This window comes from Rhodococcus sp. PD04 (assembly GCF_035918275.1).
In the GTDB taxonomy this organism is placed as follows: Bacteria; Actinomycetota; Actinomycetes; order Mycobacteriales; family Mycobacteriaceae; genus Rhodococcus; species Rhodococcus rhodochrous.
In genome coordinates this window covers 801,439-826,202 of sequence record NZ_CP142143.1, presented here as the reverse complement: position 1 = coordinate 826,202, position 24,764 = coordinate 801,439, and the positions used below count along the sequence as shown (strand labels likewise).

Genomic DNA, 24,764 nt, shown 5'->3' with positions numbered 1-24,764 from the left:
GCATCGGAGCGGACGGGCGCGGTCCGACCGACGGCGCGTCCGACACAATGGTGGGCGTGCGCAAACTGATCTTCGGTCTCGTAGTCCTGCTCGGACTCGCGGTCCTCGCCGACTTCGGCGCGGCGGCGTGGTCGGAATACCGCGTCTCGCGTGCGTTGCGGGAGGGTGGCGTTCTCGAGTCCGATCCGGCGGTGACCATCCACGGCTTCCCCTTCCTCCTGCAGGCCCGCGACGGTCACTACGAGAACGTCGAGATCGTGGCCGACAACGTCCACACCGATCTGCTCGGGGACATCACGGTCGAGGCCAATCTGATCGGTGCGCACGCCGAGGCCGGTGAGCTGCTCGACGGGTCGATCCGGTCGGTCCCCGTCGACCTGCTGTACGGCCGCGTCATGCTCGACGCCACCGAGCTCGGACAGCTCTACGGCATCCCCGACCTGCAGGTTTCCGCTCCCCCGGCGAGCAAGTCCGACGGCACGGGAGGGTCCGGCGGCTCCGGGCCGACGACCGCCGGCGGGGTCGTCCTCACGGGAACGGTGCCCGTCGGGCCGGTGGAGGCGACGGTCAGCGTGCAGGCCGATCTGGTGCTCGACGGCGACCGCGTCCACATCGTCGCGTCGGATCTCTACTTCGGCCCCGAGGGACGCGCCGACTTCTCGGTTCCCGACGTCCTGAAGCCGGCGGTACTCGGACTGTTCACGACGACGATCGAGCCGCAGAATCTGCCCTTCGGCGTCCGCCCCACCTTCGTCGAGGCGCGGGGTTCGCGGATAGTCATCGAGGGCGAGGCCCGTGACGCCGTCATCGATCTCCAGGAAGTGCAGACGCCCGCATGATCGCAGTGATCGTCCTCATGGTCGTGATAGTCGCCACACTGGCGGTGGGAACGGCCCTGCGCACCCGTTCCGGCAAGCTCCGCACCACCGGCGACGACGCCTCGGTGGGCACCCACGAACTCCATCCCGCACTGGCCACGGCGGGTGTCGGCGACGGCATACCGGTGGTCCTGCATTTCTCCGCGCCGTGGTGCGGCCCGTGCGCGGCCGTGCGACGCGTCGTCGTGCAGGTTCTCGACCGCGATCCTGGTCGGGCACGCGAGGTCGAGCTGGATCTCGACGAAAATCCCGTCCTGGCACGGAAACTCGGAGTGCTGTCGCTGCCCACCACCTTCGTCTTCGACGGCGAGGGGCGCGAACGGTTCCGCGCGTCCGGCGTTCCGTCCGCCGACGACCTGCGCACAGCCCTGTCGTCGTTGTGATCCCGGGGGTCCACCCCCGAGGTGACGTGCGTTAAACTCCCTCGCGTGCAGAACCGCCACGAGCTGATGCTCACCCGACGCCGCGCAGTCGATCTGTGCCGCCTCGGTGGCTGTTGTTGTCCCTGCTGAACGTATCGACGGGTTCGTCCCGACCCCTGCGGCATCGATGCCGCCGAACCGATGCGTCGCCCCGCGGTCGTTTGAACACCCTCCGCCCAGCGAATCAGAATCCAGCAGGAGATTCCCCATGTCCGTATCCACTCCCCGCACGTCCGGTCGGCAGGTCGACGTCCGTGGCCCGCGTTTCGCGGCGTGGATCACCACCGGCGTCCTCGTCCTCGCCCTGGTCGTCGCCACCTTCTCTCCCGTCGCAGCGGCCGTGATCCTGGCCCTGCAGACGATCGTGTTCGCTCTCGGAGCGGCACTCGGCCCGCGACGCAGCCCGTACGGTGCGCTGTTCGCGAGGTTCGTCGCTCCCCGCCTCGGTGCTCCGATCGAGACCGAGCCGGTGGAGCCGCTGCGGTTCGCGCAGCTCGTCGGATTCGTCTTCGCCCTCGTCGGAACGGTCGCGTTCTTCGCCGGCGCGATCGTCGTGGGCTCGGTGGCCGCAGGCTTCGCGCTGTTCGCGGCGCTGCTCAACGCCGCCTTCGGCGTGTGTCTCGGCTGCCGGATCTACCCGCTGGTCGCTCGAATGCGTCGCGTGCCCGCCTGACCGGCGGTCACCGAACTCGACATCCCACACCTCACCCTGGCACGGACCCTCGCACGGGTTCCGGTCACGGAAACCTCCCGGATTCCCTCACCGAAAGGAACACCCATGGCTCGCTCCGACGTCCTGGTCTCCGCCGACTGGGCAGAGCAGAACCTCAATGCGCCGAAGACCGTCTTCGTCGAGGTCGACGAGGACACCTCCGCCTACGACGGCGGCCACATCGAAGGTGCCGTCAAGCTCGACTGGCGCAAGGACCTGCAGGACGCCGTCCGCCGCGACTTCCTGAACCGTGAGCAGTTCTCCGAGCTCCTCTCGCGCAAGGGCATCGCCAACGACGACACGGTCGTGCTCTACGGCGGCAACAACAACTGGTTCGCCGCCTACGCCTACTGGTACTTCAAGCTCTACGGCCACCAGGACGTCAAGCTCATCGACGGCGGCCGCAAGAAGTGGGAGCTCGACGGCCGTCCGCTGTCGAAGGACGAGGTCACCCGTCCGGCCACCGAGTACAAGGCCGCCGAGCCCGACTACTCCATCCGCGCCTTCCGCGACGAGGTCATCGAATCGATCGGCACCAAGAACATCGTCGACGTGCGTTCGCCCGACGAGTTCTCCGGCAAGATCCTCGCCCCGGCGCACCTGCCGCAGGAGCAGGCGCAGCAGCGCGGCCACGTCCCCGGTGCCATCAACATCCCGTGGAGCACCACCGCCAACGAGGACGGCACCTTCAAGTCGGACGAGGACCTCGAGAAGCTGTACGCCGAGAAGGGCTTCGACGACAGCAAGGAGACCATCGCCTACTGCCGTATCGGTGAGCGCTCGAGCCACACCTGGTTCGTGCTCCAGGAGATCCTCGGCAAGAAGAACGTCAAGAACTACGACGGCAGCTGGGTCGAGTACGGCTCGCTCGTCGGTGCACCCATCGAACTGGAGGTCAACTGATCATGTGCGGAGCCCCTGTCCAGACCCAGACCCTGCCCGCCGGCGTCGACACCGAGAAGGAGACGGTCATCACCGGCCGTGTCCTGAACGCCCACGGTGAGCCCGTGGGCGGTGCCTTCGTGCGCCTGCTCGACGGCACCGACGAGTTCACCGCCGAGGTCGTCGCCTCCGCGACCGGCGACTTCCGTTTCTTCGCCGCCCCCGGCGACTGGAAGATCCGCGCCCTGTCGAGCTCCGGCAACGGCACCTCCACCGTGAGCCCCACCGCTCCCGGCGTGCACAACGTGGACGTGACGGTCGCGAAGTAATCCGGCCGGAACACCTCGTCGAAGGGCTCTGCTCCATCAGGAGCGGAGCCCTTCGTCGTACCCGAAAAGACGTTGTCTAGAATGACCGCGTGGTCATCTTCTTCGAAATTCTGCTGGTCGCCGCGGCGCTCCTCATCACCTGGTTCGCGCTGTACACCATCTACCGCGTGGTCTCCGACGGATCGTGACGAACGACGGATCGGACGCCCAGCGGCGTAGCGGCGACGAGGCGATAGCCCGGGCCGCCGAGCGCGCTCGCGTCACCGCCGAGCTGAACCTTCCCGTCCTGGCCGGGCTGCCGGGCGCCGAGGACACCGCGAACCTGCGGCTCGGCCCCGACCTGAGTCCTGCCCTGCTCGCCGTCCTTCCCTTGGTCGGTGTGTGGCGCGGCGAGGGTGAGGCCAACGATCCCGAGACCGGCGACTATCCGTTCGGTCAGCAGATCACCGTCGCGCACAACGGCGGCGCGTATCTGGTGTGGGAGTCGCGCACGTGGCGTCTCGACGACTCGGGTGAATACGTGGGCGAGGATCGGCGCGAGAGCGGCTTCTGGCGCGTGTCCGGAACGGGCGCGCCCGACAGCGACGATCCCGAGACGCTCGAACTGCTGCTGACGCACAGCTCCGGCGTCGTCGAGCTGTACTACGGCACCGCACTCACCCAGTCCTCGTGGGAGCTCGCGACCGACGTCGTGATCCGCACCAAGTCCGGTGAGGTCGTCGGTGGCGCCAAGCGCCTCTACGGCATCGTCGACGGCGGCGACCTCGCCTACGTCGAGGAGCGCGTCACCGCCGACGGCGAACTGAAGCCCCGGATGTCTGCCCGTCTGTCACGCCACATCGGCTGACCGAGCCTCTTTCTTCCGAGATTCGAACGGTCCAGGTCTGTTCCCCTGTGGAGGAACAGACCCGGACCGTTTTTCTCAGTTCTCCTCGACGACCGTCGTGCCGGTGGTGCTCTTCTTGTCGGCATGCTCACCGTCGCCTCGTGCACGGAGCGCATCGGGTTCGCCGGCATGGACCCGGTGGACGCCGACGTCTTCGGCATCCTCGGCGGCGTTCTCGTTCTCGTTCTCGTCGGGGATGGCCCTGGTCTGGACGACGACCTCGGGAGCGGGCAGTTCCTCGGCCGCCTCGAGTTCCTCGGCCGATCGCACCTCGGGCCACTGGCGGGTGACCGGTTCCGGCCGCTCGCCTAGGTCCTCGCGGATGCCGCGTACCAGGCTGTACATCATGATGAAGCCCATCACGAAGAACGGCAGGCCCACCACGGTGATGACCTGTTGCAGGGCGTCGAGCCCGTCCTTACCGGTAGCGACGAGCATGGTCGCTGCGACCAGGCCCATGAGCACCGCCCAGAACAGGCGCTGGTGGATGGGCGCCTTCTCCTCGTGCCCGGAGGCCATCATGTCGAGCACCATCGACGTCGAGTCCACCGAGGTGACGAAGAAGATCACCACCAGGATGATCGCGATGCCGGACACCAGGCCGGTGAGCGGGAAGTTGCCGAGGAACTCGAACAAGGCACCCGGGATGTCGCCGGCGTCCACGACACGTTCGACGAGTCCACCCTCGCCCTCGAGCTCGATGTGGAACGAGCCCATCCCGAAGATGCTGAACCAGATCACCGAGAACAGCACGGGCAGACCGAGGACACCGCCGACGAACTCGCGGATGGTGCGGCCTCGCGAGATGCGAGCGATGAAGATACCGACGAAGGGCGACCAGGTGATGGTCCACGCCCAGTAGAAGACGGTCCAAGTGTTCTGCCAGCCCGAGTCGGCGAAGGTGTCGTTCCAGAACGCCAGACGCGGCAGGGCCTCGGCGTAGATCCCGGCAGACTCGATCATGCCCTTGAGCAGGAACAGACTCGGTCCGGTGACGACCACGAAGACCAGCAGCATGACGGCCATGCCGATGTTGATGTTCGACAGGCGTTTGATGCCCTTGTCGAGACCGAGGGCGACCGAGATGCCGGCCATCACCGTCACGAGCGCGATGAGGGCGATCTGGACGACCCCGGATTCCTGGATGTCGAACAGCTGCGCGAGACCGGCGTTGATCTGCAGGGTGCCCAGGCCGACCGAGGTCGCGACACCGAAAACCGTGCCGATGATCGCGACGACGTCGATGGTCTTGCCGATCGGGCCGTAGATGCGGCCCCCGAGCAGGGGCGCGAAGATCGAGCTGACGCGCGGCGGCAGGTGCCGCTTGTAGATGAAGTAACCGAAGCCCAGGCCGGGCAGGGCGAAGATCGTCCAGGTGTGCAGTCCGAAGTGGTAGAGCGCGAAGCCCATGGCCTCTTCCGCGGCCTCCACGGACTCCGGCTCGACGTCCTGCATGGGCGGGTTCGCGAAGTGGGAGATCGGCTCGGCGACACCCCAGAACATGAGGATCGTGCCGATACCGGCGGCGAACAACATGGCGAACCACGCCAGAGTCGAGTGCTCGGGTCGCTCGTCGTCACCGCCGAGCCGGACCCGACCGTAATGAGTGAAGGCGATTCCGACGAGGAAGAGCAGGAAGGTCGTGACGCCCAGGATGTAGAACCATCCGAGGTTCGTCATGATCCAGTTGGACGCGGTACTGAAGATCGAATCGACGCCGTCGGTGAACAGGATCGTGAGTACGACGAAGAGCAGCGCGATGAGCGCAGAAGAGAAGAAAACCCCCGGTGACGTGCGCAATCTTAACGAATCGTGAGCTTTTTGAAGTATCGGCACCAAACCGGTGTACCCAAAACGGACGAACTTGCACACCCGAAACGCCGATCTTGCCCGAAATGCGAACAGCCCCCGAGCCGCACCACCGCACGGATCGCTCCGCAGTCGGCGGTCCCGATCGGACGGACCGGGGACTCGGGGGCCGGGTGACTACCTGGGATTCGCCAGCCGCGCGCGGTCGGTGAATTCCGTCGTCGGCAAGCAGCTAGCGGGTAGCCACCTCACGCGTCCGAATATCAATCACTTCCAGACCACCTCCTTCCTCGTGTACCAGCGAAACTACGCTTCGTTCACGAGGCGGGCAACGCATTTTTCTCGACGCGAACGACCAGGTCGGCGGCGGTATCCGCGGGCAGACGGTGGGTGACCACCACGACGGTGCGCTCGGGGCCGACCAAGCGTGCGTCGCGGTCCAGGAGGAGTCGCTGCATCAGGTCGGCGCTCTCGTCGTCGAGATGTTCCGTGGGTTCGTCGAGCAGCAGGATCCGTGCGGGCGACAGCAGAGCCCGGGCCAGCAGGAGGCGACGGCGCTGCCCACCGGAGACCGTGCGGGCTCCGGCCCCCAGGACGGTGTGGACTCCCTGCGGGAGTCCGTCCACCCACTCCCCCAGCCCCACGGTGCCGAGGGCGGCCAGTGCTTCGCCCTCGTCCACGTCGCCCCGCGCGACACGCAGGTTCTCGAGGATCGACGTGTCGAACAGGTGGGCGTCCTCCGCGAAGAAGCCGATCTTCCGGCGCAGGGCCGCGGGATCGATGTCCGCGAGGTCGACATCGTCGAGCGTCACTGCGCCTCCGCGTGGGGCGAGCAGGCCCGCGAGCGTCATGAGCACGGTGGTCTTGCCGCTGCCGCTGCCGCCCACGATCGCGACGCGACAGCCCGGCCGCAGGTCGAGGTCGACCGGTTCAGTGGACGGTCCGCCGGGCCATCCGCCTCGCAGACCCACCGCACGTAGCCGGCCGGGTCCGTCGGCCGGTTCGGTGCCGTGCGGCACCGTCCTGTCGGCGCGGTCGAGCATCTCCGTGATGCGACCGGCCGCCAGGCGTGCGCGATTGAGGGTCTGCGCGGCTGCCGGGAGGACGGCGGTGGCCTCGAACGCCGACAGCGGCAGCAGGACGAGGATGCCGAGTGTCGTCGGGCTCATGGCCGCCGGACCGGAGCCGAAGACGGCGATACCGACGAGGAGGGCACCGAGCACACTCGCGCCGACCGCGAGGGGTGCGGCCGCGTCGGCGAACGCCGCGGGGACCGCAGAGCGGTCGGTGGCACGGACGGAGGCGACGTTCGCGGCGCGGGCCCGCCGGGTGAGTGTGTCGAGCCGTCCCGCGACCCGCAGTTCCGCCGCGTGGTCCAGCACCGTGACCGCGTCCTCGGTGAACCGGGTCCGTGCGGCGTTCGCATCGGCGTCCGCGCGGGCCGCGGCGCGGGCGGACAGCCACGGTGCGAGCAGTCCGGCGACGAGCAGCGCCGCGGCGAGGACCACGCCGGCGGCGGGAGCGATGACGGTGAGGGTCACGACCGCCGCGAGGGAGAGCACGGCCGCGACGGCGATGGGCACGAGTGCGCGCACCACGACGTCGCCGAGAGCGTCGACGTCGGCACCGGTGCGCGCGAGCAGGTCGCCGCGTCCCAGGCCCAGGGTGGCGGCCGGGTCGCCGTCCGCGAGTCGCCGGTAGAGATTCGCGCGGGCCGAGGTGGTGCCGCGCAGCGCGGTCTCGTGCGTTGCGAGTCGTTCGAAGTAGCGGAACAACCCGCGGGAGATGCCCAGCGCCCGCACCGCGACGACCGCGACGGTCAGGTCCAGGACGGGCGGCATCTCCCATGCCCGCACGATCAGCCACGCCGAGAGACCGGCGAGCAGCAGGGCACTGCCGAGGGTCGCGACTCCGGCGAGGACGGCGAGCAGCACTCGGCGCGGCTCGAGTTCGAGCAGGGCCATCGCCCGGCGCAGATCCTTCATCGGGACACCTCCGTCGGCCCTGCGTGGACGGTGACGACCTCGTCCGCGATGGCGAGCAGGGTGGAGCGATGCGCGACGACCACCACGGTGCGGCCGGCCGCGGCGAGCCCGCGCAGCGTGGACAGGACGGTGGCCTCGGTGTCCTCGTCGAGGTGGGCCGTGGGTTCGTCGAGCAGCAGGACCGGGCGCGGGGAGGCGAGGGTGCGGGTGAGCGCCAGTCGCTGACGTTGGCCGAGCGACAGGCCCGTGCCTCCGGTCCCCACGACGGTCCGCCAGCCGTCCGGAAGTTCGGCGAGCACGCTGTCGAAGCCGGTGGCGGCGCAGACGTCGTCGAGTTCGGTGGTCTCCGGGTCGACACCGGTGAGTCGCAGGTTGTCGGCGAGCGTGCCGGGCAGCAGCACCGGCCGCTGCGGAAGCCACGCAACCTGCGACCACCAGTTCTCGTCGCCCGCGACGGGACGTCCGTCGACGGTGACGGTCCCCTCACTCGGCTCGGCGAGCCCGAGCAGCGCCAGCAGGGCGGTGGATTTGCCGGCCCCGTTGGCGCCGGTGAACGCGGTGATCCGGCCGGGACGGCAGATCGCGTCGAGCCGGTGTGGGGCGCAGCCGTCGCGGCCGGGCACGGAGACGCCGTCGAAGGCGATCTCGCAGTTCGCGACCCGGCCGGTGCCGATCGCGTCCGTGGGGGCGTGACGCGAGGAGGCGTCGTCCGGCACCGAGTCGAGCACGGCGAACGCCTTGTCGGCTGCCGCCATCCCGTCCTCGGCGGCGTGGAACTTGTTGCCGACGGTGCGCAGCGGGAGGTAGGCCTCGGGCGCGAGGATCAACGCGATGATGCCGGCCTCGAGGGGCATCGACCCGTAGACGAGCCGCATGCCGATGCTCACGGCGACGAGGGCGACGGACAGCGTCGCGAGGAATTCGAGGACCGTGCCGGACAGGAACGCCACGCGCAGGGCCGACATCGTGGTCGCGCGGTGCTCGTCGCCGAGTTCGCGCACGCGATCGGCGGGCCCCTTCTCACGACCGAGGGCGCGCAGCGTGGGAAGACCCGCGAGGAGGTCGAGCAGTTGCGACGACAGTGTCGTCATCGCGCGCAGGGTGCGGTCGGCCTTGCCCTTGGTGAGCAGGCCGATGAGGATCATGAAGATCGGGATGAGCGGCAGCGTGATCACGACGATGACCGCCGAGGTGAGGTCGTGCAGGGCGATCACGACGATCGTCACCGGGGTGAGGATCACGGCCAGCAGCAGCGCCGGCAGATAGCCGGTGAGATATTCCTTCAGCCCGTCGAGTCCGCGGGTGAGAACCACCGCGATCTCGTCGCGTCGCGGGTCGAGTTCGCGCGGGGGCAGATTCGCCGCGGAATCGAGGACCTCGTGTTCGAGTTCGGCGACCACGCGGGTCGCGGACCGGTGCGCATACCGCGACTGCAGCCACGTCACCGCGACCCGCACGACGATCGCCGCCGCTAGGATCGCCAGTTCGGTCGTCCGGTCGCCGACGGACCGGGCGTCGGTGGTGATGACGCCCGCGAGGACCCGTCCGACCATGAGTGCGGTGACGACGACCATCACGACGTCGACCACCGACGTGACCACGGTCAGGACGAGATATCCGCGGGCTGCGGCCGAGTAGCGCCACAACCGCGGGTCCACCGGACCCCGCCGGCGCGCGGGCGCGTCGGCGGGGGCGGCGGACTGCGTCATGCTCACTTCGAGCCGATCTTCAGACCGATCGAGTGCGGGATGTGGTCGGTCGACAGACGCTGACGGAACACCCAGTACGTCCAGCCCTGGTAGGCCAGGACGACCGGGGTCATGAACGCTGCGGCCCACGTCATGACCTTCAGTGTGTACGGGCTCGACGACGCGTTCTCGATCGTCAGCGACCAGGACGGGTCGAGGGTCGACGGCATGACGTTCGGGAACAGCGACGCGAACAGCAGCACCGAGGTCGCGGCGATCGCGACGGTGGTGAACACGAACGCCCAGCCCTCACGCGCGACGGCGGTCAGCGCGACCACCGCGAGCAGGGAGATCGCCGCCACGGCGACGAGCGCGATCGTCCAGCCCTTGCCGTAGGCGAGCTGGGTCCACACCACGAACGCACCGGCCACGAGGACGGCGGGCACGGCCAGTTTCCGCGACATCGCCACGGCATCCGTCCGGACCTGTCCCTCGGTCTTGAGCGCGATGAACACCGCGCCGTGCAGAGCGAAGACCAGCGCCGTCGTCGCACCGCCGAGCAGGGCGTACGGGTTCAGCAGGTCGAAGAACCCGCCGACATACTGCTTGTCGGCGTCGATCGCCACGCCGCGCACGATGTTCGCGAACGCCACACCCCACAGCACGGCGGGCACCCACGAGCCGAAGATGATCCCCCAGTCGCAGCGGCGACGCCAGGTCGGATCGTCGACCTTGCCGCGCCATTCGATGGCGCACACGCGCACGATCAGGGCGAGCAGGATCAGCAGCAGCGGGAGGTAGAAGCCGGAGAAGAGGGTCGCGTACCACTCGGGGAACGCCGCGAACAGCGCACCGCCCGCGGTGATGAGCCAGACCTCGTTGCCGTCCCAGACCGGACCGATCGTGTTGAGCAGCACCCGGCGCCGGGTGTCCGCCTCGACGGTCCTACCGCGGCCGAGCACCGGGAAGTGCATGCCGACACCGAAGTCGAACCCCTCGAGGACGAAGTAGCCGGTGAACAGTACTGCGATGAGGATGAACCAGATTTCCTGAAGTCCCATGTCCGCCCACTCCTAGTACGCGAAGGACAGCTGTTTCGGCTGCGTGTCGTCGGTGTCGTCGTCGGAGCCCGGCGGCTGCGCGTCGTGCTCCTGCGGGCCTTCCATCGCGTACTTGCGGATGAGCCAGAACCACACCACGCCGAGCGCCGCGTAGACGAGGGTGAAGGCGATCAGCGAGGTGAGCACCGTTCCGGCCGCATGCTCGGAGACACCTTGGTCGACGGTGAGCCGGATCATGTCCACGCCCGTGGGATTCGGATGCACCACCCAGGGCTGCCGGCCCATCTCGGTGAAGATCCAGCCCGCACTGTTGGCGAGGAAGGGCGTGGGGATCGCGACGAGCGACAGCGTCGAGAACCACCTCTGGTCGGGCACCCGGCCGCTGCGGGTGACCCACAGCCCGGCCAGGGCCAGGGCCGCGGAACCGGCGGCGAGGCCGATCATCGCGCGGAACGACCAGTAGGTGACGAACAGGTTGGGCTTGTAGTTGCCGGGGCCGAATTCCTGTTCGTACTGCGCCTGCAGGTCCTCGACGCCCTGGAGGGTCACGCCGCTGAACTCACCCTGCGCGAGGAAGGGCAGCACGTAGGGCACGTCGAGGACGTGGATGACGCCGTCGCAGTCGTTGTGCGTGCCGATCGTGAGGATCGAGAAGTTGGGGTCGGTCTCGGTGTGGCACAGCGACTCGGCCGAGGCCATCTTCATCGGCTGCTGCTCGAACATGAGCTTGGCCTGGACGTCACCGGTGACGAACAACCCGATGCCCGAGATGATCATGACCATCAGGCCCAGGCGGGTCACGGGGCGGAACAGTCCGCGGGCGTCGTTCTCGAGGCGCTGGGCCTCCTCGGGTTCCGAGGTGCGGATCTCGGCGGCGCGTCGCATGTTGCGGACCATCCACCAGCCACCGATGCCGGCGACGAAGGTTGCGGCGGTGAGGAAGCCGCCGGCGACCGCGTGGGGGAAGGCTGCGAGCGCGGTGTTGTTGGTGAGCAGTTCCCAGATGCTCGTCAGCTCGGCGCGGCCGGTCTCGGGGTTGTAGGTGGCCCCGACGGGATGCTGCATGAACGAGTTCGCCGCGATGATGAAGAAGGCGGAGGCGTTCACGCCGATCGCGACGAGCCAGATGGTCGCGAGGTGAACGAGTTTCGGCAGGCGCGTCCAGCCGAAGATCCACAGGCCGAGGAATGTCGACTCCATGAAGAAGGCAACGAGACCTTCGAGGGCGAGGGGTGCGCCGAAGACGTCGCCCACGAAGCGGGAGTACTCGCTCCAGTTCATGCCGAACTGGAATTCCTGCACGATGCCGGTCGCGACACCGAGCGCGAAGTTGATCAGGAACATTTTCCCGAAGAACTTCGTGAGGCGGTACCAGTGGTCCTTGCCGGTGACCACCCACATCGTCTGCATGATCGCGACGAGCGGCGCGAGGCCGATCGTCAACGGCACGAGGATGAAGTGATACACCGTCGTGATCCCGAACTGCCACCGGGACAGATCCAAGACATCCATTGCCACTCCGAGGTGAGGCCCGGGTCGATACGGAAATCCGAGCGGGGCCGACGCTGCGGTTCTCGTTCGCAAAGACACGCCGGCAGCACTGCTCCGGCCTTGCTACTACCGAATGTAGTAGCGATTGCGCGAAGTGGAACACGTTCGTGTCGCCCGACACATCGGACTCACGTCACATCGGATACGGATCACCCGCGGGGGCACACCCCGCCTCACTCACCCGGCGGTGTCGACCGCCTCGTCGACGAGGCCTTCGATCTCGCCCTCCTGGACCCGCGAGACCAGCGCGTGCCCGTTGAGCGTGTGCACCCGCACCGCGAGCGCCACGCTCGAGATCAGCCAGACACCGTCGGCGACGACGAGATCCGCCGGGCGCAGCGGCTCGTACCGGACCGTGAAGTCCCGCTCCCCCGCCAGGTCGAACAGTGCCTGCTGCGTGGTGCCGGGGAGGATCCCCTGCTCCGGCGGCGGAGTGAGCAACGTCCGGCCACGCGCGACGAGCACCGTCGACCGCGGACCCTCGAGCACGTAGCCCTCGGCACTGACGAAGATCACGTCGTCGGCGCCGACCGACTCGGCGTGACGCAGTGCCGCCATGTTCGTCGCGTACGACAGCGTCTTGGCACCGAGGAGCTGCCACGGCGCCTTCTGCGCCAGATCGGTCGAAAAACCCCGTTCGAGGGTCACCACGGACACGCCGTCGCGCCGTGCGATGCCGACACGCTCGGCCACCGGCGTCACGAGCAGGAAGGCCGTCGGCGTGTCGGCACCCTCACGACCACGCGTGTAGACCAGGCGCAGCACGCCCTCCTGCTCGGCGCCCCACTGTTCGAGTGCCACGTCGACGGCGAGCCGCCAGTCGTCGCGATCGGGTTCGGGCAACTGCGCGGCGGCCGCGGACGCCGCGAGCCGGGCGAGATGCAGTTCGAGCGCACGCGCCCGGCCTCCTCGCACGAGCAACGTCTCGAACACCCCGTCGCCACGAAGAACACCGAAATCGTCGGCGTGCAGAAGGGGTGCGTCCGCATCCCTCACCTCGCCGTCCAGCGTCACCAGCACCCGCTCAGCCATGGCGCTCAGCCTAGCCACTGGCAGACCTGTCGGCCGGTTCCCCATAGACTGGTGTCGTGACCGAGTCTCCGATCGTGTCCGAAAGCGCCCTTCTCGCACTTCCCGGCGCAGTCGCCTCGCCTTCCGGCGGGCCCGATGCCGGACTCCCCTGGCATTACGGCGACCCGCTCGGCGAGCAACGTGCCGCCGCCACATCCGCCGCCGTGGTCGACCGTTCCACCCGCTTCGTCATCGCCGTTCCGGGCGACGAACGCCTGAGCTGGCTGCACACCATCTCCAGCCAGCACATCGCGTCGCTCCCGGACGGCACCTCCGCCGAGAACCTGAGCCTCGACGCGAACGGCCGCGTCGAGCACCACTTCGTGCAGACCGACCTCGACGGCGTGACGTGGATCGACACCGAAGCCGACCGTGGACCCGACCTGCTCGCGTTCCTGAAGAAGATGGTGTTCTGGGCGAAGGCCGAACCTCGCGACGGCAACGAACTCGCGGTTCTGAGCCTCCTCGGACCGGACGCCGGCAGCCCCGCCGTGCTCGCCGCACTCGGGATCGACGCGCTGCCGGCCGAACCCTATGCCGCCGTCGCCCTGCCCGCCGGTGGCTTCGTGCGCCGCATGCCGTGGCCCACCGAGCACTCCTTCGACCTCCTGGTGCCGCGCGAGTCGCTCACCGCGCTCTTCACCGCCCTGCGGGACGCCGGCGCGCGTCCGGCCGGCAGCTGGGCGTTCGAGGCCTTGCGCGTCGAAGCGGTCCGTCCCCGGATCGGTGTCGACACCGACGAGCGCACCATCCCCCACGAGGCCCGCTGGATCGGCGGACCCGAGCAGTACGGTGCCGTCCACCTCGACAAGGGGTGCTACCGCGGCCAGGAGACCGTCGCGCGGGTCCACAACCTCGGCAAGCCCCCGCGACATCTCGTCCTTCTCCATCTCGACGGCTCGGCCGACGGACGACCCGAGACGGGCGACGACATCACCGCCGGAGGTCGCGCGGTCGGGCGCATCGGCACGATCGTCGACCATCACGAGCTCGGGCCGATCGCGCTCGCGCTCGTCAAGCGCACCATCACGCCCGACACGGCCCTCGTCGCAGGACCGTGCGCGGCGTCCATCGACCCCGACTCCATCCCTCCCGACGACGGCATCCAGGCAGGAAGGGCGGCGGTCGACCGATTGCGCGGCCGGTGACCGCCGAGACGGCCGGCATGCGGCCGGCGACCTCGGGGACCGTCGCAGCGGTCTGCGTCGTGCACACGCTGCACGAGACCGGACTGCGGCGTAATCCCGTCACCGCGATCGACAAGCGTCCCGTCGACGGACCGGTGCACGTCGGTGAACTCGGCCTGACCGGCGACCGCCAGTGCGACACCGCCAACCACGGCGGCGTCTTCAAGGCGGTCTACGCCTTCTCGCAGGACGAGTCGCGCCGCTGGGGCTCCGAACTCGACCGGGAGCTCCCCGTCGGCTGGTTCGGCGAGAACCTGCACGTCGCCGGGTTCTCCCCCACCGACGCCGTCATCGGCGAGCGGTGGCGCGTCGGCGACGGCGGTCTGCTCCTCGAAGTGACCGGCCCCCGCACCCCCTGCCGCACCTTCGCGATCCGTTCGGAGGAGGACGACTGGGCCACGCGGTTCGTCGCCCGGGGCGACTGCGGCGCGTACCTGAAGGTGATCTCCGAGGGACCGGTGGCCTCCGGCGACCGCATCGTCGTCGAGCACGTCCCCTCCCACGGGGCCACGGTGCGCGATCTGTTCACCGGACAGGGCCACGAGCGGGTCGCCGCGATGCTCGAGCAACAGGCCGACATCGCTCCCAGCGTCGCCGACAAGGCGCACCGTCTCGTGGGGCGGGCACGGAAGGGAGAGAGTCGTTGAGCGTCGAACTGGTCGAGGTGGTGCGCTCGGGCTTCCGGGAGTGCGTCCACCGCGGGTCGCTGATCGTCCTCGACCCGGACGGCGGGGTCCTCGTATCCCTGGGCGAGGTGCACACACCGATCTACCCGCGGTCGTCGAACAAGCCGATGCAGGCGGTCGCGTTGCTGCGCGCCGGCTTCGTTCCCCGCGACTCCGCGGAACTGGCGATCGCCACGGCCTCGCACGAAGGTGAGGCCGACCACGTGGAGGCCGTCGAGCGCGTCCTGTCCGGTGCCGGTTTCACCGAGAAGGATCTCCGCTGCCCGACGGATCTGCCCGGCAACGAACTCGCGCGCGCCGAGGTGCTCGCCGCCGGACGCACGCCGCGGTCGATCTACATGAACTGCTCGGGCAAGCACGCGGCGATGCTCGCGGCGTGCGCGGCGAACGGCTGGGACACCGACGGCTACACCGACGCGGGCCACCCGCTGCAGCAGCTGGTGACCGAGACCATCCTCGAGCTGACCGGCGACATCGAGGACACCGATCTCGGCATCGACGGCTGCGGTCTACCGATCGTGCCCGTCCCCCTGTTCAACCTCGCCCGCGCCTACTCGCGGCTCGCGACAGCGGAGACCGGCACGCCCGAGCGCGCCGTGGCCGACGCGGTGCGCGAGCATCCGTTCCTGATCTCCGGCACCGGCAAGGACGACCTGAAGCTCATGCGCGCGGTGGGCGGCCTGCTCTGCAAGGCGGGCGCCGACGGGATCCACGCCGGTGCGCTGCCGGACGGCACGTCCTTCGCTTTCAAGATCGACGACGGACACGAGCGGGCACGCCTTCCGCTCACCGCGGCCCTGCTCCACCGCCTCGGAGCGGGTACCGCCGCGAACGCCGCGACCTTCGATTCCGAACGGCTCGCGGTGCTCTCGTCGGCGCCGGTGTTCGGTGGTGGCGTGCGAGTCGGCACCGTCCGGGCCGTCCCGGGGGTGTTCTGAAGGGCATCTTTATCACATTTCAACAGCATTCATGCAGGTCGGGTCGTTATGAGGCGTAACGGACACCGGCCCAGCCGGGTGTGTGGAGGCGCAACCGAAGTTTCCACGCTAAAGTGGGCGTCAGGAAAATACTCAACACACCGGGGCCGCCACTTTTCCCCAGGCCGCCCCGTCAAAGCGCGAGGGGGTTGGCCATGGGCCGCGGCCGGGCTAAGGCAAAGCAGACCAAGGTTGCACGGCAACTCAAGTACAGCTCGCCGTCCACCGACTTCGAGAGCCTCCAGCGAGAGCTGTCTGGCGGAGCAACCAACTCGCAGCGGGACGAAGTCTTCGCCGAGCAACGTTCCGGTTGGGACGACGACTACGACGACGACTGGCGTCGCTGACCTGATATCACTCTCCGACGGAGGGGGAGGCCGACATTCGGCTCCCCCTCCGTCGGTGGTGTGGTCGGCGTTCGACGCGAGGCCGGACGGCGCTCCTCACCGTCCGCAGCCTTCGAGCCTGTGACTTCCGAGTTCACAACACGGCACTGAGCCGAAAGGCCGGTCCCCCATTCATCCTGGGGGAACCGGCCTTTCGTCGTGTTCGCGTCGGGCGACGCACGCCCGTCAGAAGCGCGGGTGATCTCCGAGCAGCACCGCGCGCTCGTCGGCGCCGTCCTGTGCCTTGCGGACCGTGCCGAGCGTCCAGCAGTCGATGTGCCGGGCCGTGAGCACTGCCAGAGCACGGTCGACGTCCTCGGGAGCCACGATGGCCACCATGCCGACACCCATGTTGAAGGTCTTCTCCATCTCGACCCGCTCGACCCGTCCGCGCTGCGCGATGAGGCCGAAGACCGGAGCCGGGCTCCAGGTGGTGCGGTCGAGCTCGGCGACGAGTCCCTTGGGCATCACGCGCGCGAGGTTCGCGGCGAGACCGCCACCGGTGACGTGGCAGAAGGTACGCACCTCGGTCTCGGCAGCGAGCGCGAGGCAGTCCTTGGCGTAGATGCGGGTGGGCTCGAGCAGCTCCTCGCCGAGGGTGCGACCGAACTCGTCGACGTGCGCCGTGAGGCTCATCTTGCCGATGTCGAGCAGCACCTTGCGGGCGAGCGAGTAGCCGTTCGAGTGCAGACCCGAGGCACCCATCGCGATGACGACGTCGCCGGGGCGCACGCGGTCGGGTCCGAGGAGCTTCTCGGCCTCTACGACACCCACGCCGGTGGCGGACAGGTCGTAGTCGTCGGCGGCCATGACACCCGGATGCTCGGCGGTCTCGCCACCGAGCAGCGCGCAACCGGCCTGGACGCAGCCCTCGGCGATGCCGGCGACGATCTCCGCGACCCGCTCGGGCACGACGCGACCGACGGCGATGTAGTCCTGCAGGAACAGCGGCTCGGCACCGCAGACCACGAGGTCGTCGACGACCATGGCGACGAGGTCGAGACCGACCGTGTCGTGCTTGTCGAGTGCCTGCGCCACCGCGAGCTTGGTGCCGACACCGTCGGTGGACGCCGCGAGCAGCGGCTCCTTGTATCCACCCTTGAGCGCGAACAGACCGGCGAACCCACCCAGGCCGCCCATGACCTCCGGGCGGGTGGCCTTCTTCGCGTGCGGGGCGAACAGTTCGACGGCTCGGTCACCGGCCTCGATGTCCACGCCCGCCGCGGCGTAGGAAGCTCCGGGGGTTGCGTCCTCGGTCATGAGTTGTCGGCTCCAGCCTCGAGTTGTGTCTTGTCGTGAAAAATCTGGCTACATGCGGCCAGGCACACCTGCGTCCGGGCATGCGAAACACACGCCGAACCGTGCCGACCGCGGCACTTACGGTACCCGACCAGCTTCTACGGCCGACTGAGAACGTCCGCGTTGTCGTTGTCCAACACCGTCGGGGTGACCGAATCGGTGTCGACGACGCCGTTGAGGACGTCCTTGCCCGCCTGATGTTCCCTGGGGAGGGCGATCGGGTAGTGGCCGTCGAAACATGCAGCGCACAAACGGGATGCGGGCTGCTCGGTGGCGCCGATCATGCCGTCGATCGAGATATAGCCGAGCGAGTCGGCGCCGATCGACCGGCGCACCATCTCGACCATCTCGTCGTAGTCGTGCCCCTCTTCGACGGTGTCGCGGGTACCCGCGCCGTTGGCGATCAGCTCGGCCGGCGACGCGAAGTCGATGCCGTAGAAGCAGGGCCACTTGACCGGCGGCGACGCGATGCGCACGTGGATCTCGAGGGCACCGGCCTCGCGCAGCATGCGGATCAGGGCGCGCTGGGTGTTGCCGCGCACGATCGAGTCGTCGACGACGACGAGGCGCTTGCCGCGGATCACCTCGCGCAGCGGGTTCAGCTTCAGCCGGATGCCGAGCTGGCGGATGGTCTGGCTGGGCTGGATGAAGGTGCGGCCGACGTAGGCGTTCTTCATCAGGCCCTGGCCGTAGGGCAGGCCGGAGCCCTGCGCGTAGCCGACGGCGGCCGGGGTGCCCGACTCGGGCACCGGGATGACCAGATCGGCGTCGATCGGGTGTTCCTTCGCGAGCCGGCGGCCGATCTCCACGCGGGTCGCGTGCACGGAGCGACCGGCGATGGTCGAGTCGGGGCGCGCGAGGTAGACGTACTCGAAGACGCAGCCCTTGGGCTCGGGATTCGCGAAGCGCGACGAGCGCACACCGTCAGCGTCGATCGCGAGCAGCTCACCGGGCTCGATGTCGCGGACGAAGGATGCGCCGACGATGTCGAGGGCGGCGGTCTCGCTGGCGACGACCCAGCCGCGGTCGAGGCGTCCGAGGCACAGCGGGCGGATACCCCACGGGTCGCGGGCCGCGTAGAGGGTGTGCTCGTCCATGAAGGTCAGGCAGAACGCGCCGCGCAGCTGCGGGAGCAGCTCCATCGCGGCCTCTTCGATCGTGCTGTTCTTCGCGCCGTGGGCGAGCAGCGCACCGACGGTGTCGGAGTCGGAGTTCGCCGCACCGGGGCGCGTGGGATCGAGCACACCGAGACGGCGTCCCCGTTCGGCGAGTTCGGCGGTGTTGACGAGGTTGCCGTTGTGGCCGAGCGCGACGCCCGAGCCGGTGGCGGTGGTGCGGAAGATCGGCTGCGCGTTCTCCCAGGTCGTGGACCCGGTGGTGGAGTAGCGGCAGTGACCGATGGCGATGTGGCCGGTCATCGCGGCGAGCGTCTGCTCGTCGAAGACCTGGCTGACGAGACCGAGATCCTTGAACACGAGCACCTGCGAACCGTCGGCCACGGCGATGCCCGCAGCTTCCTGTCCGCGGTGCTGCAGCGCATAGAGACCGTAATAGGTGAGCTTCGACACGTCCTCCCCGGGAGCCCACACTCCGAACACTCCGCACTCTTCGCGGGGTTCGTTCTCGGGTTCGGTGGAGGCGAGAAGATTACGTGTGTGGACCGACAGATCGGCACTGGTCACGGACGTGCTCCCTGAGGCTGGACAAGCGGGGCTCCTCCCATTCTACGGCCAGCGCGAGGTGCTCCCTCCCGGACGCCCTGTGTGGACCCGGCAAAACGTCAGAGTCGGGCGATCGGGAGCAGCCGTCCGATCTCCGCTGCGCGCCCACCCGACGCCTCCACCGCACCCGTGTCCACGGCCCCGTCGAAATCGATGCTGCCGACCACCAGACGCAGCCACGTCCGCGGATCGGTCTCGACGACGTTCGGCGGTGTCCCCCGTGTGTGGCGAGGGCCCTCGATGCACTGGACGGCCACGAACGGCGGCACCCGCACCTCCACGCTCGACCCCGGCGCGATCTGTTCGAGGGTGCGGGCACTGAGCCGGACGGCGGCGGCGAGATCGGGGCGCGGCGGCTTCTCGTCGCTCTCCCCCGTCACCCACGGACCCACCCGTTCGAGGGCTGCGCGCAGTTCGGCGGGGTCGACAGGTTTCCGGGGTGCCATGGCAGCCCAGCCTAGCGACGCGGCATCGTCGCGATGCCGACCGCGACGGCACCGCCGGCATTGATCGCCAGGTGCAGGAGCATCGGCGCGACGACACTGCCGGTCCGTCGTCGCAGTTCGTCGAACACCACCCCGCTCAGAGCGGTCAGCACGACGGTTCCGGGCACCGAGTCGCCGGCGCGCCGGGCGGGGACGACGTGCCAGAGCCCGAAGGCGACCGAGGTCAGCACCCGATGCCACCTCCGCGACGCGCGGCGGGCCAGGGCGTACAGCACCGATCGGAACAGCAACTCCTCGGCCAGGACCGTCCCGAAGGGTATGTGCACGAAGACCCACTCGGTGTGGTCGGCGCGGCGCGCTCCGGCGGCCATCCGCCGTCGCACGGGTGGGACGGCGAGCATCACCGTGTAGGCCGCGACCGGCAGAGCCGCCGACGCGGTCCCCCACCGCAGTCCCTGCCCTGCCCTGCGCCAGCCGAGCTCGGCTGCGGAGACACCGGCGGCGCGGGTCGCGGCGGCGAGTGCGACACCGAAACCGGCGTTCGCGGCGGCCCTGCCACGCGGACCGAGATCCATCGCCGGGAGGACGACGTTGTTCCATGCGACGAGTGCGGCAGCGCATCCCGCAGCGGTGCACGTCAGGGCGGTGCAACTCGGGACGACGACTCGCGATGTCACTTCTCGGGCCCGTCGACCTCGGCGAACGCCTCGAGTGCGATGCGCACCCGCTCGGTGTCGTTCTCGGTCCACCCCTCGGGCTGGGTGACCGCTATCCACCCCTCGAGCACCGCCGACCCGTAGTTGTGGCCGTGCCCGTCGGGCACACCGGCAGCGTTGGTGAGGTCGGCGGAGACCTGCCAGAAGGTGACGAAGGGGAACCACCGCATCTGCGGCAGCCGATCGCGTCCGGGCGGCTCCGACAGCCAGTCGGGACGCGAGAACAACAGGTCCGGCGACCACCACACGACGGGATCCGAGGCGTGCTGGATGTAGAGCACGCGCGGCGACAACCACGGTGTCTCGGGTTCGTGGATCGCCTCCCGGCTGTCGGCGAAGCGCACAACGAGACCGTCCGCGTACACCGGCTGCACCTCGGTGGTGCCGGGATCGCGGCGCTCGACCAGCTGTCGCCACAGACGGTTGGAGTTGGGCGGGCCCACCCACAGCACTCCGTCCATCTGGGCGCGGATCTCGGCGAGACTGTCGAAGGCGCCCTCCCCCGACTGCGTGCCGAGGCTCTCGCCGTAGAGGAACAGATCGGGACGGTCGTCCTCGGGCAGCTGCGACCAGCGTTCGTGCACCCGCTCGACCAGCATCTTGCCTGCGGCAGCGGCCTTCTCGCGATCGGCGAGGAAGGAGATCCAGCTCGGGAGGTAGGAGTACTGCCAGGCCACCATCGCCAGGTCACCGTTGTGGACGAGCTCCATCGCGCGGGCTGCGGTGGGATTGACCCAGCCGGTGCCGGTAGTGGGGATCAGGACGAGCGTGGAGCGGTCGAAGGCACCGGTCCGTTCGAGTTCCGCGAGGACGAGGTCGATGCGTTCTTCCGGGGTGGGCGCGGTGTCGAGACCGACGTACACGCGGATCGGTTCCTGTGCGGGACTGCCGTTGACGGCGGTGAGTTCCTCGGCGTCGAGTCCCCGCGAGACGAAGTTGCGGCCCTCGAATCCGAGCGTCTCCCACGGCGCGAGGGATTCGGGGCTACCGGACTTGGCGGGATCGATGGGTTGGATCGCGCCGGGACGGGTGGTGTCGTCCTGCAGGCCGAACGCCTGGTTGACGATGGCGTAGGTGCCGCGGATGAGCACGCCGTCGATGAGCATGAAGGTGGCGAGGACCACGACGAGAACGCCCAGCGTGCGGGCGAGACCGAGCGGCATCCGGGTGCGGCGCATGAGCAGCATCGACACCCAGCGGACGATGTCGCGCAGCCCGCGCCACAGCGCGATGAGGGCGGCCGCGACCGCGACGCTCAGCACGATGGTGCGTAGATATCCCGAGGTCGTGGTGCCCTCGACACCCATGAGGGCTGCGAGCTGGCGTTGCTCGCCGGCGGAGAGCACGAGCGCGACGAGCGACGCGAGAACGGCCGCGACCGGAACCGCGACCTTGATGGCACGCAGGACCGGGAGCGGCGGCGGCCACCACCTCCGCCCGGGGAGCAGGAAGCGTGCCACGACCCAGCCCACGATGCATCCGACGCCGTACCCGATCGCGGCGTTGATGCCGCCGATCAGGCCCTGGAAGAGCCAGTCGCGCGGGAGCAGCGAGGGCGTCAGCGACCAGCAGAAGAAGAGCGCGGCGAAGGCGACGCCCGTGAAGTCCAGGCTGAGCCACCCCCACACCCGTGCGGTGAGGGGGTGGCGCTCACCGAAGTCGGTGACCGCAGCGATGATCCGGCCCTGCCGGGCCTCGAACGCCGCCAGCCGATCGACCTGGGTGGCCGGCACGGTTACCCGAACAGGGCAGGCAGGGTCCCTTCCCACACCTCGCGCAGCTCGGTCATGGGGATCGAGAACAGGCCCTGGACCTCGACGGAGTCGGATCCCTCGTCGACGACACCGATGCGCACCCACGGCATGTTGCGTGCGGTGCACATACCGGTGAAGCGCGACTCCTCGGTGCGCGGCACGGCCACGAGCACGCGGCCGGCCGACTCGGAGAACAGCGTCACGAACGGATCGGCGCCCTCGGGGATCAGCACGCGGCAGCCGGTCTCACCCGCGAGCGCGGCCTCGACGACGGCCTGCGCGAGGCCACCCTCGGACAGGTCGTGCGCGGCGGAGATCAGGCCGTCGCGCGAACCGGCGGTGAGGATCTCCGACAGCAGCCGCTCACGGTCGAGATCGACCTTCGGCGGGACACCACCGAGATGGTCGTGCTCGACCTGCGCCCAGATGGAGCCGTCGAACTCGTCGCGGGTCTCACCGAGCAGGATCAGCGTCTCGCCCGGCTCGAGGCCGATGCCGGTGGGGATGCGGCGGTGCACGTCGTCGATCACACCGAGCACGGCGACGACCGGGGTCGGCAGGATCGCGGTGGCGCCGGTCTGGTTGTAGAAGCTGACGTTGCCGCCGGTGACGGGGATGCCGAGCTTCGCGCAGCCGTCCGCGAGGCCGCGCACGGCCTGCTGGAACTGCCACATCACGCCCGGATCCTCGGGCGAACCGAAGTTCAGGCAGTTCGAGACGGCCTTCGGCGTCGAGCCGGTGACGGCGACGTTGCGGTAGGCCTCGGCGAGGGCGAGCTGGGCGCCCGCGTACGGATCGAGCTGCGTGTAGCGGCCCGAGGCGTCGGTCGCGAGCGCGATGCCGCGGCCGGTCTCCTCGTCGATGCGGACCACACCGGCGTCGGCGTTCTCGGCGAGCACAGTGTTGCCGCGCACGTAGCGGTCGTACTGCTCGGTGATCCACTTGCGGCTGCACAGCGCCGGCGACGCGAGCATCTTCAGCAGCGTCTCGCGCAGCTCGTCGGCGGTCTGCGGACGCTTCAGACCGGCGGTGGTGTTCGCGATCAGCGCGTCCTGCGAGGCCGGACGCTCGACGGGACGCTCGTAGACCGGGCCCTCGTGCGCGACCGTGCGCGGCGGCACGTCGACGACGGTCTCGCCGTGCCAGTCGATGACGAGGTGGTCGCCGTCGGTGACCTCACCGATGACGGTGGCCAGGACGTCCCATTTCTTGCAGACGTCCATGAAGGCGTCGACGTTGTCGGGCGTGACGACCGCGCACATGCGTTCCTGCGACTCCGAGGACAGCACCTCGGCCGGGGTCATGCCCTTCGCGCGCGTCGGGACACGCTCGAGGTTGATGTGCATGCCACCGTCGCCGGCGGCGGCGAGCTCGGACGTCGCGCAGGACAGACCGGCGCCGCCGAGGTCCTGGATGCCGACGACGAGCTTCTCGCGGTAGAGGTCGAGGCAGCACTCGATGAGCACCTTCTCGGTGAAGGGGTCGCCCACCTGCACGCTCGGAAGCTTCTTGGGGCGACCACCGGCGCTGTCGTCGAAGGTCTCGGAGGCGAGGACGGACACGCCGCCGATGCCGTCGAGACCGGTGCGGGCGCCGAACAGGATGACCTTGTTACCCGTGCCGGAAGCGTGGGCGAGGTGCAGGTCCTCCACGCGCATCGCACCCGCGCACAGCGCGTTCACGAGCGGGTTGCCCTGGTAGGAGGCGTCGAAGACGGTCTCGCCACCGACGTTGGGCAGACCCAGGGAGTTGCCGTAGCCGCCGACACCGCGCACGACACCGTCGACGACGCGACGGGTGTCGGGGTGATCGGCCGCGCCGAAGCGGAGCTGGTCCATCACGGCGATCGGGCGGGCGCCCATGGCCATGATGTCGCGGACGATGCCGCCCACGCCGGTCGCGGCGCCCTGATACGGCTCGATGTACGACGGATGGTTGTGCGACTCGACCTTGAAGGTGACGGCCCAGCCGTCGCCGATGTCGACGACACCGGCGTTCTCACCGATGCCGGCGAGCATCGACTCGCGCATCTCGTCGGTGGTGGTCTCGCCGAAGTAGCGCAGGTGCACCTTCGACGACTTGTAGGAGCAGTGCTCGGACCACATCACCGAGTACATGGCGAGTTCGGCGTCGGTGGGGCGACGGCCCAGGATCTCCTTGATCCGGGTGTACTCGTCTTCCTTCAGACCCAGCTCCCGATAGGGCTGAGCGGCGTCGGGGGTTTCGGCGGCGTGGGAGACGGTATCCACGTGCGGTGACACTGGGCGTCGGGTCCCTTCACTCTGGGATCGAAAACGGCAGGCCGGGCGGGAACTGCC

The 24,764-nt window shown here is 69.1% G+C and carries 23 protein-coding genes; 11 read left to right on the top strand and 12 right to left on the bottom strand.

Translation table 11 applies throughout. The annotated features are described in order from the left end of the window. Nucleotides 1-56: 56 nt before the first annotated feature. From U9J23_RS03795 to U9J23_RS03770, 7 genes are all read left to right on the top strand, one after another. Entirely contained in the window at nucleotides 57-839 is a 783-nt protein-coding gene (locus U9J23_RS03795) for an LmeA family phospholipid-binding protein (protein WP_080968406.1), read from the top strand. Continuing rightward, complete coding sequence (locus U9J23_RS03790) at nucleotides 836-1,261, top strand: thioredoxin family protein (protein ID WP_145709522.1); 426 nt, start codon at nucleotides 836-838, stop codon at nucleotides 1,259-1,261. Before U9J23_RS03795 ends, U9J23_RS03790 begins: the two co-directional genes overlap by 4 nt. Nucleotides 1,262-1,282: 21 nt before the next feature. After that, nucleotides 1,283-1,390: a putative leader peptide gene (locus U9J23_RS27735; protein WP_367652172.1), complete on the top strand. Its 108-nt coding sequence runs from the start codon at nucleotides 1,283-1,285 to the stop codon at nucleotides 1,388-1,390. Nucleotides 1,391-1,508: 118 nt separating this feature from the next. Continuing rightward, complete coding sequence (locus tag U9J23_RS03785) at nucleotides 1,509-1,973, top strand: DUF4395 domain-containing protein (RefSeq protein WP_059384259.1); 465 nt, start codon at nucleotides 1,509-1,511, stop codon at nucleotides 1,971-1,973. A gap of 105 nt (nucleotides 1,974-2,078) precedes the next feature. Continuing rightward, nucleotides 2,079-2,915, top strand: coding sequence for a sulfurtransferase (locus tag U9J23_RS03780; protein WP_085469203.1), 837 nt, complete (start codon nucleotides 2,079-2,081; stop codon nucleotides 2,913-2,915). Between the two features lie 2 nt (nucleotides 2,916-2,917). Further along, complete coding sequence (locus tag U9J23_RS03775) at nucleotides 2,918-3,223, top strand: DUF1416 domain-containing protein (protein WP_272266911.1); 306 nt, start codon at nucleotides 2,918-2,920, stop codon at nucleotides 3,221-3,223. Nucleotides 3,224-3,407: 184 nt separating this feature from the next. Next, complete coding sequence (locus U9J23_RS03770) at nucleotides 3,408-4,070, top strand: FABP family protein (RefSeq protein WP_059384261.1); 663 nt, start codon at nucleotides 3,408-3,410, stop codon at nucleotides 4,068-4,070. Nucleotides 4,071-4,145: 75 nt separating this feature from the next. On the opposite strand, the gene U9J23_RS03765 is transcribed toward U9J23_RS03770, so the two are convergent. From U9J23_RS03765 to U9J23_RS03740, 6 genes are all read right to left on the bottom strand, one after another. Further along, nucleotides 4,146-5,939, bottom strand: a complete 1,794-nt coding sequence (locus tag U9J23_RS03765) for a BCCT family transporter (protein ID WP_370684060.1) — start codon at nucleotides 5,937-5,939, stop codon at nucleotides 4,146-4,148. 296 nt (nucleotides 5,940-6,235) lie between these two features. Beyond that, the gene (gene cydC / locus U9J23_RS03760) at nucleotides 6,236-7,903 is read right to left on the bottom strand and encodes a thiol reductant ABC exporter subunit CydC (protein ID WP_085469202.1); all 1,668 of its coding nucleotides are present in this window, start codon (nucleotides 7,901-7,903) and stop codon (nucleotides 6,236-6,238) included. After that, the gene (gene cydD / locus U9J23_RS03755; RefSeq protein ID WP_326601465.1) at nucleotides 7,900-9,612 is read right to left on the bottom strand and encodes a thiol reductant ABC exporter subunit CydD; all 1,713 of its coding nucleotides are present in this window, start codon (nucleotides 9,610-9,612) and stop codon (nucleotides 7,900-7,902) included. Before cydD ends, cydC begins: the two co-directional genes overlap by 4 nt. Before the next feature lie 2 nt (nucleotides 9,613-9,614). Further along, complete coding sequence (gene cydB / locus U9J23_RS03750; RefSeq protein WP_085469201.1) at nucleotides 9,615-10,652, bottom strand: cytochrome d ubiquinol oxidase subunit II; 1,038 nt, start codon at nucleotides 10,650-10,652, stop codon at nucleotides 9,615-9,617. A 12-nt stretch (nucleotides 10,653-10,664) separates the two neighbouring features. Continuing rightward, complete coding sequence (locus U9J23_RS03745; RefSeq protein WP_059384265.1) at nucleotides 10,665-12,164, bottom strand: cytochrome ubiquinol oxidase subunit I; 1,500 nt, start codon at nucleotides 12,162-12,164, stop codon at nucleotides 10,665-10,667. Between the two features lie 216 nt (nucleotides 12,165-12,380). Next, nucleotides 12,381-13,235, bottom strand: coding sequence for an aminodeoxychorismate lyase (locus tag U9J23_RS03740; RefSeq protein ID WP_059384266.1), 855 nt, complete (start codon nucleotides 13,233-13,235; stop codon nucleotides 12,381-12,383). Between the two features lie 56 nt (nucleotides 13,236-13,291). Here U9J23_RS03740 and ygfZ point away from each other — a divergent pair, with 56 nt between their 5' ends. The 4 genes from ygfZ (at nucleotide 13,292) to U9J23_RS03720 (ending at nucleotide 16,471) form a co-directional block, all read left to right on the top strand. Further along, nucleotides 13,292-14,422 carry a CAF17-like 4Fe-4S cluster assembly/insertion protein YgfZ gene (gene ygfZ, locus U9J23_RS03735; protein ID WP_059384267.1) on the top strand — a complete coding sequence of 377 codons (1,131 nt, stop codon included), beginning with the start codon at nucleotides 13,292-13,294 and terminating at the stop codon, nucleotides 14,420-14,422. 17 nt (nucleotides 14,423-14,439) lie between these two features. After that, nucleotides 14,440-15,108 carry an MOSC domain-containing protein gene (locus U9J23_RS03730; protein WP_059384288.1) on the top strand — a complete coding sequence of 223 codons (669 nt, stop codon included), beginning with the start codon at nucleotides 14,440-14,442 and terminating at the stop codon, nucleotides 15,106-15,108. Beyond that, nucleotides 15,105-16,085 carry an asparaginase gene (locus U9J23_RS03725; protein ID WP_059384268.1) on the top strand — a complete coding sequence of 327 codons (981 nt, stop codon included), beginning with the start codon at nucleotides 15,105-15,107 and terminating at the stop codon, nucleotides 16,083-16,085. Before U9J23_RS03730 ends, U9J23_RS03725 begins: the two co-directional genes overlap by 4 nt. 194 nt (nucleotides 16,086-16,279) lie before the next feature. After that, a complete protein-coding gene (locus U9J23_RS03720) occupies nucleotides 16,280-16,471 on the top strand; it encodes a DUF3073 domain-containing protein (RefSeq protein WP_006551813.1) in 192 nt (63 codons plus the stop codon). Between the two features lie 225 nt (nucleotides 16,472-16,696). Here the strand turns inward: U9J23_RS03720 and purM are convergent, their stop codons facing one another. The 6 genes from purM to purL form a co-directional block, all read right to left on the bottom strand. After that, on the bottom strand, nucleotides 16,697-17,770 hold the full coding sequence (gene purM, locus U9J23_RS03715) for a phosphoribosylformylglycinamidine cyclo-ligase (RefSeq protein ID WP_059384269.1): 1,074 nt from the start codon (nucleotides 17,768-17,770) through the stop codon (nucleotides 16,697-16,699). Between the two features lie 137 nt (nucleotides 17,771-17,907). Continuing rightward, a complete protein-coding gene (purF, locus tag U9J23_RS03710) occupies nucleotides 17,908-19,491 on the bottom strand; it encodes an amidophosphoribosyltransferase (RefSeq protein WP_059384270.1) in 1,584 nt (527 codons plus the stop codon). A gap of 98 nt (nucleotides 19,492-19,589) precedes the next feature. Further along, nucleotides 19,590-19,976, bottom strand: coding sequence for a sterol carrier family protein (locus U9J23_RS03705; RefSeq protein WP_106200611.1), 387 nt, complete (start codon nucleotides 19,974-19,976; stop codon nucleotides 19,590-19,592). A gap of 11 nt (nucleotides 19,977-19,987) precedes the next feature. Next, nucleotides 19,988-20,551, bottom strand: coding sequence for a CPBP family intramembrane glutamic endopeptidase (locus U9J23_RS03700; protein ID WP_272267091.1), 564 nt, complete (start codon nucleotides 20,549-20,551; stop codon nucleotides 19,988-19,990). Nucleotides 20,552-20,649: 98 nt separating this feature from the next. Continuing rightward, on the bottom strand, nucleotides 20,650-22,425 hold the full coding sequence (locus U9J23_RS03695) for an alpha/beta hydrolase (RefSeq protein ID WP_059384272.1): 1,776 nt from the start codon (nucleotides 22,423-22,425) through the stop codon (nucleotides 20,650-20,652). A 2-nt stretch (nucleotides 22,426-22,427) separates the two neighbouring features. Next, nucleotides 22,428-24,707, bottom strand: coding sequence for a phosphoribosylformylglycinamidine synthase subunit PurL (purL, locus tag U9J23_RS03690; RefSeq protein WP_085469198.1), 2,280 nt, complete (start codon nucleotides 24,705-24,707; stop codon nucleotides 22,428-22,430). Nucleotides 24,708-24,764 lie beyond the last annotated feature (57 nt).

What these genes read in the sequence shown, in the direction of transcription:
- U9J23_RS03705 (WP_106200611.1), bottom strand. Translation starts at nt 19,976, where the DNA reads ATGGCACCCCGGAAACCTGTCGACCCCGCCGAACTGCGCGCAGCCCTC.
- U9J23_RS03700 (WP_272267091.1), bottom strand. Translation starts at nt 20,551, where the DNA reads ATGGATCTCGGTCCGCGTGGCAGGGCCGCCGCGAACGCCGGTTTCGGT.
- U9J23_RS03730 (WP_059384288.1), top strand. Translation starts at nt 14,440, where the DNA reads ATGCGGCCGGCGACCTCGGGGACCGTCGCAGCGGTCTGCGTCGTGCAC.
- U9J23_RS03775 (WP_272266911.1), top strand. Translation starts at nt 2,918, where the DNA reads ATGTGCGGAGCCCCTGTCCAGACCCAGACCCTGCCCGCCGGCGTCGAC.
- U9J23_RS03780 (WP_085469203.1), top strand. Translation starts at nt 2,079, where the DNA reads ATGGCTCGCTCCGACGTCCTGGTCTCCGCCGACTGGGCAGAGCAGAAC.
- U9J23_RS03785 (WP_059384259.1), top strand. Translation starts at nt 1,509, where the DNA reads ATGTCCGTATCCACTCCCCGCACGTCCGGTCGGCAGGTCGACGTCCGT.
- purM (WP_059384269.1), bottom strand. Translation starts at nt 17,770, where the DNA reads ATGACCGAGGACGCAACCCCCGGAGCTTCCTACGCCGCGGCGGGCGTG.
- cydB (WP_085469201.1), bottom strand. Translation starts at nt 10,652, where the DNA reads ATGGGACTTCAGGAAATCTGGTTCATCCTCATCGCAGTACTGTTCACC.
- U9J23_RS03720 (WP_006551813.1), top strand. Translation starts at nt 16,280, where the DNA reads ATGGGCCGCGGCCGGGCTAAGGCAAAGCAGACCAAGGTTGCACGGCAA.
- U9J23_RS03740 (WP_059384266.1), bottom strand. Translation starts at nt 13,235, where the DNA reads ATGGCTGAGCGGGTGCTGGTGACGCTGGACGGCGAGGTGAGGGATGCG.
- U9J23_RS03790 (WP_145709522.1), top strand. Translation starts at nt 836, where the DNA reads ATGATCGCAGTGATCGTCCTCATGGTCGTGATAGTCGCCACACTGGCG.
- cydC (WP_085469202.1), bottom strand. Translation starts at nt 7,903, where the DNA reads ATGAAGGATCTGCGCCGGGCGATGGCCCTGCTCGAACTCGAGCCGCGC.
- U9J23_RS03745 (WP_059384265.1), bottom strand. Translation starts at nt 12,164, where the DNA reads ATGGATGTCTTGGATCTGTCCCGGTGGCAGTTCGGGATCACGACGGTG.
- cydD (WP_326601465.1), bottom strand. Translation starts at nt 9,612, where the DNA reads ATGACGCAGTCCGCCGCCCCCGCCGACGCGCCCGCGCGCCGGCGGGGT.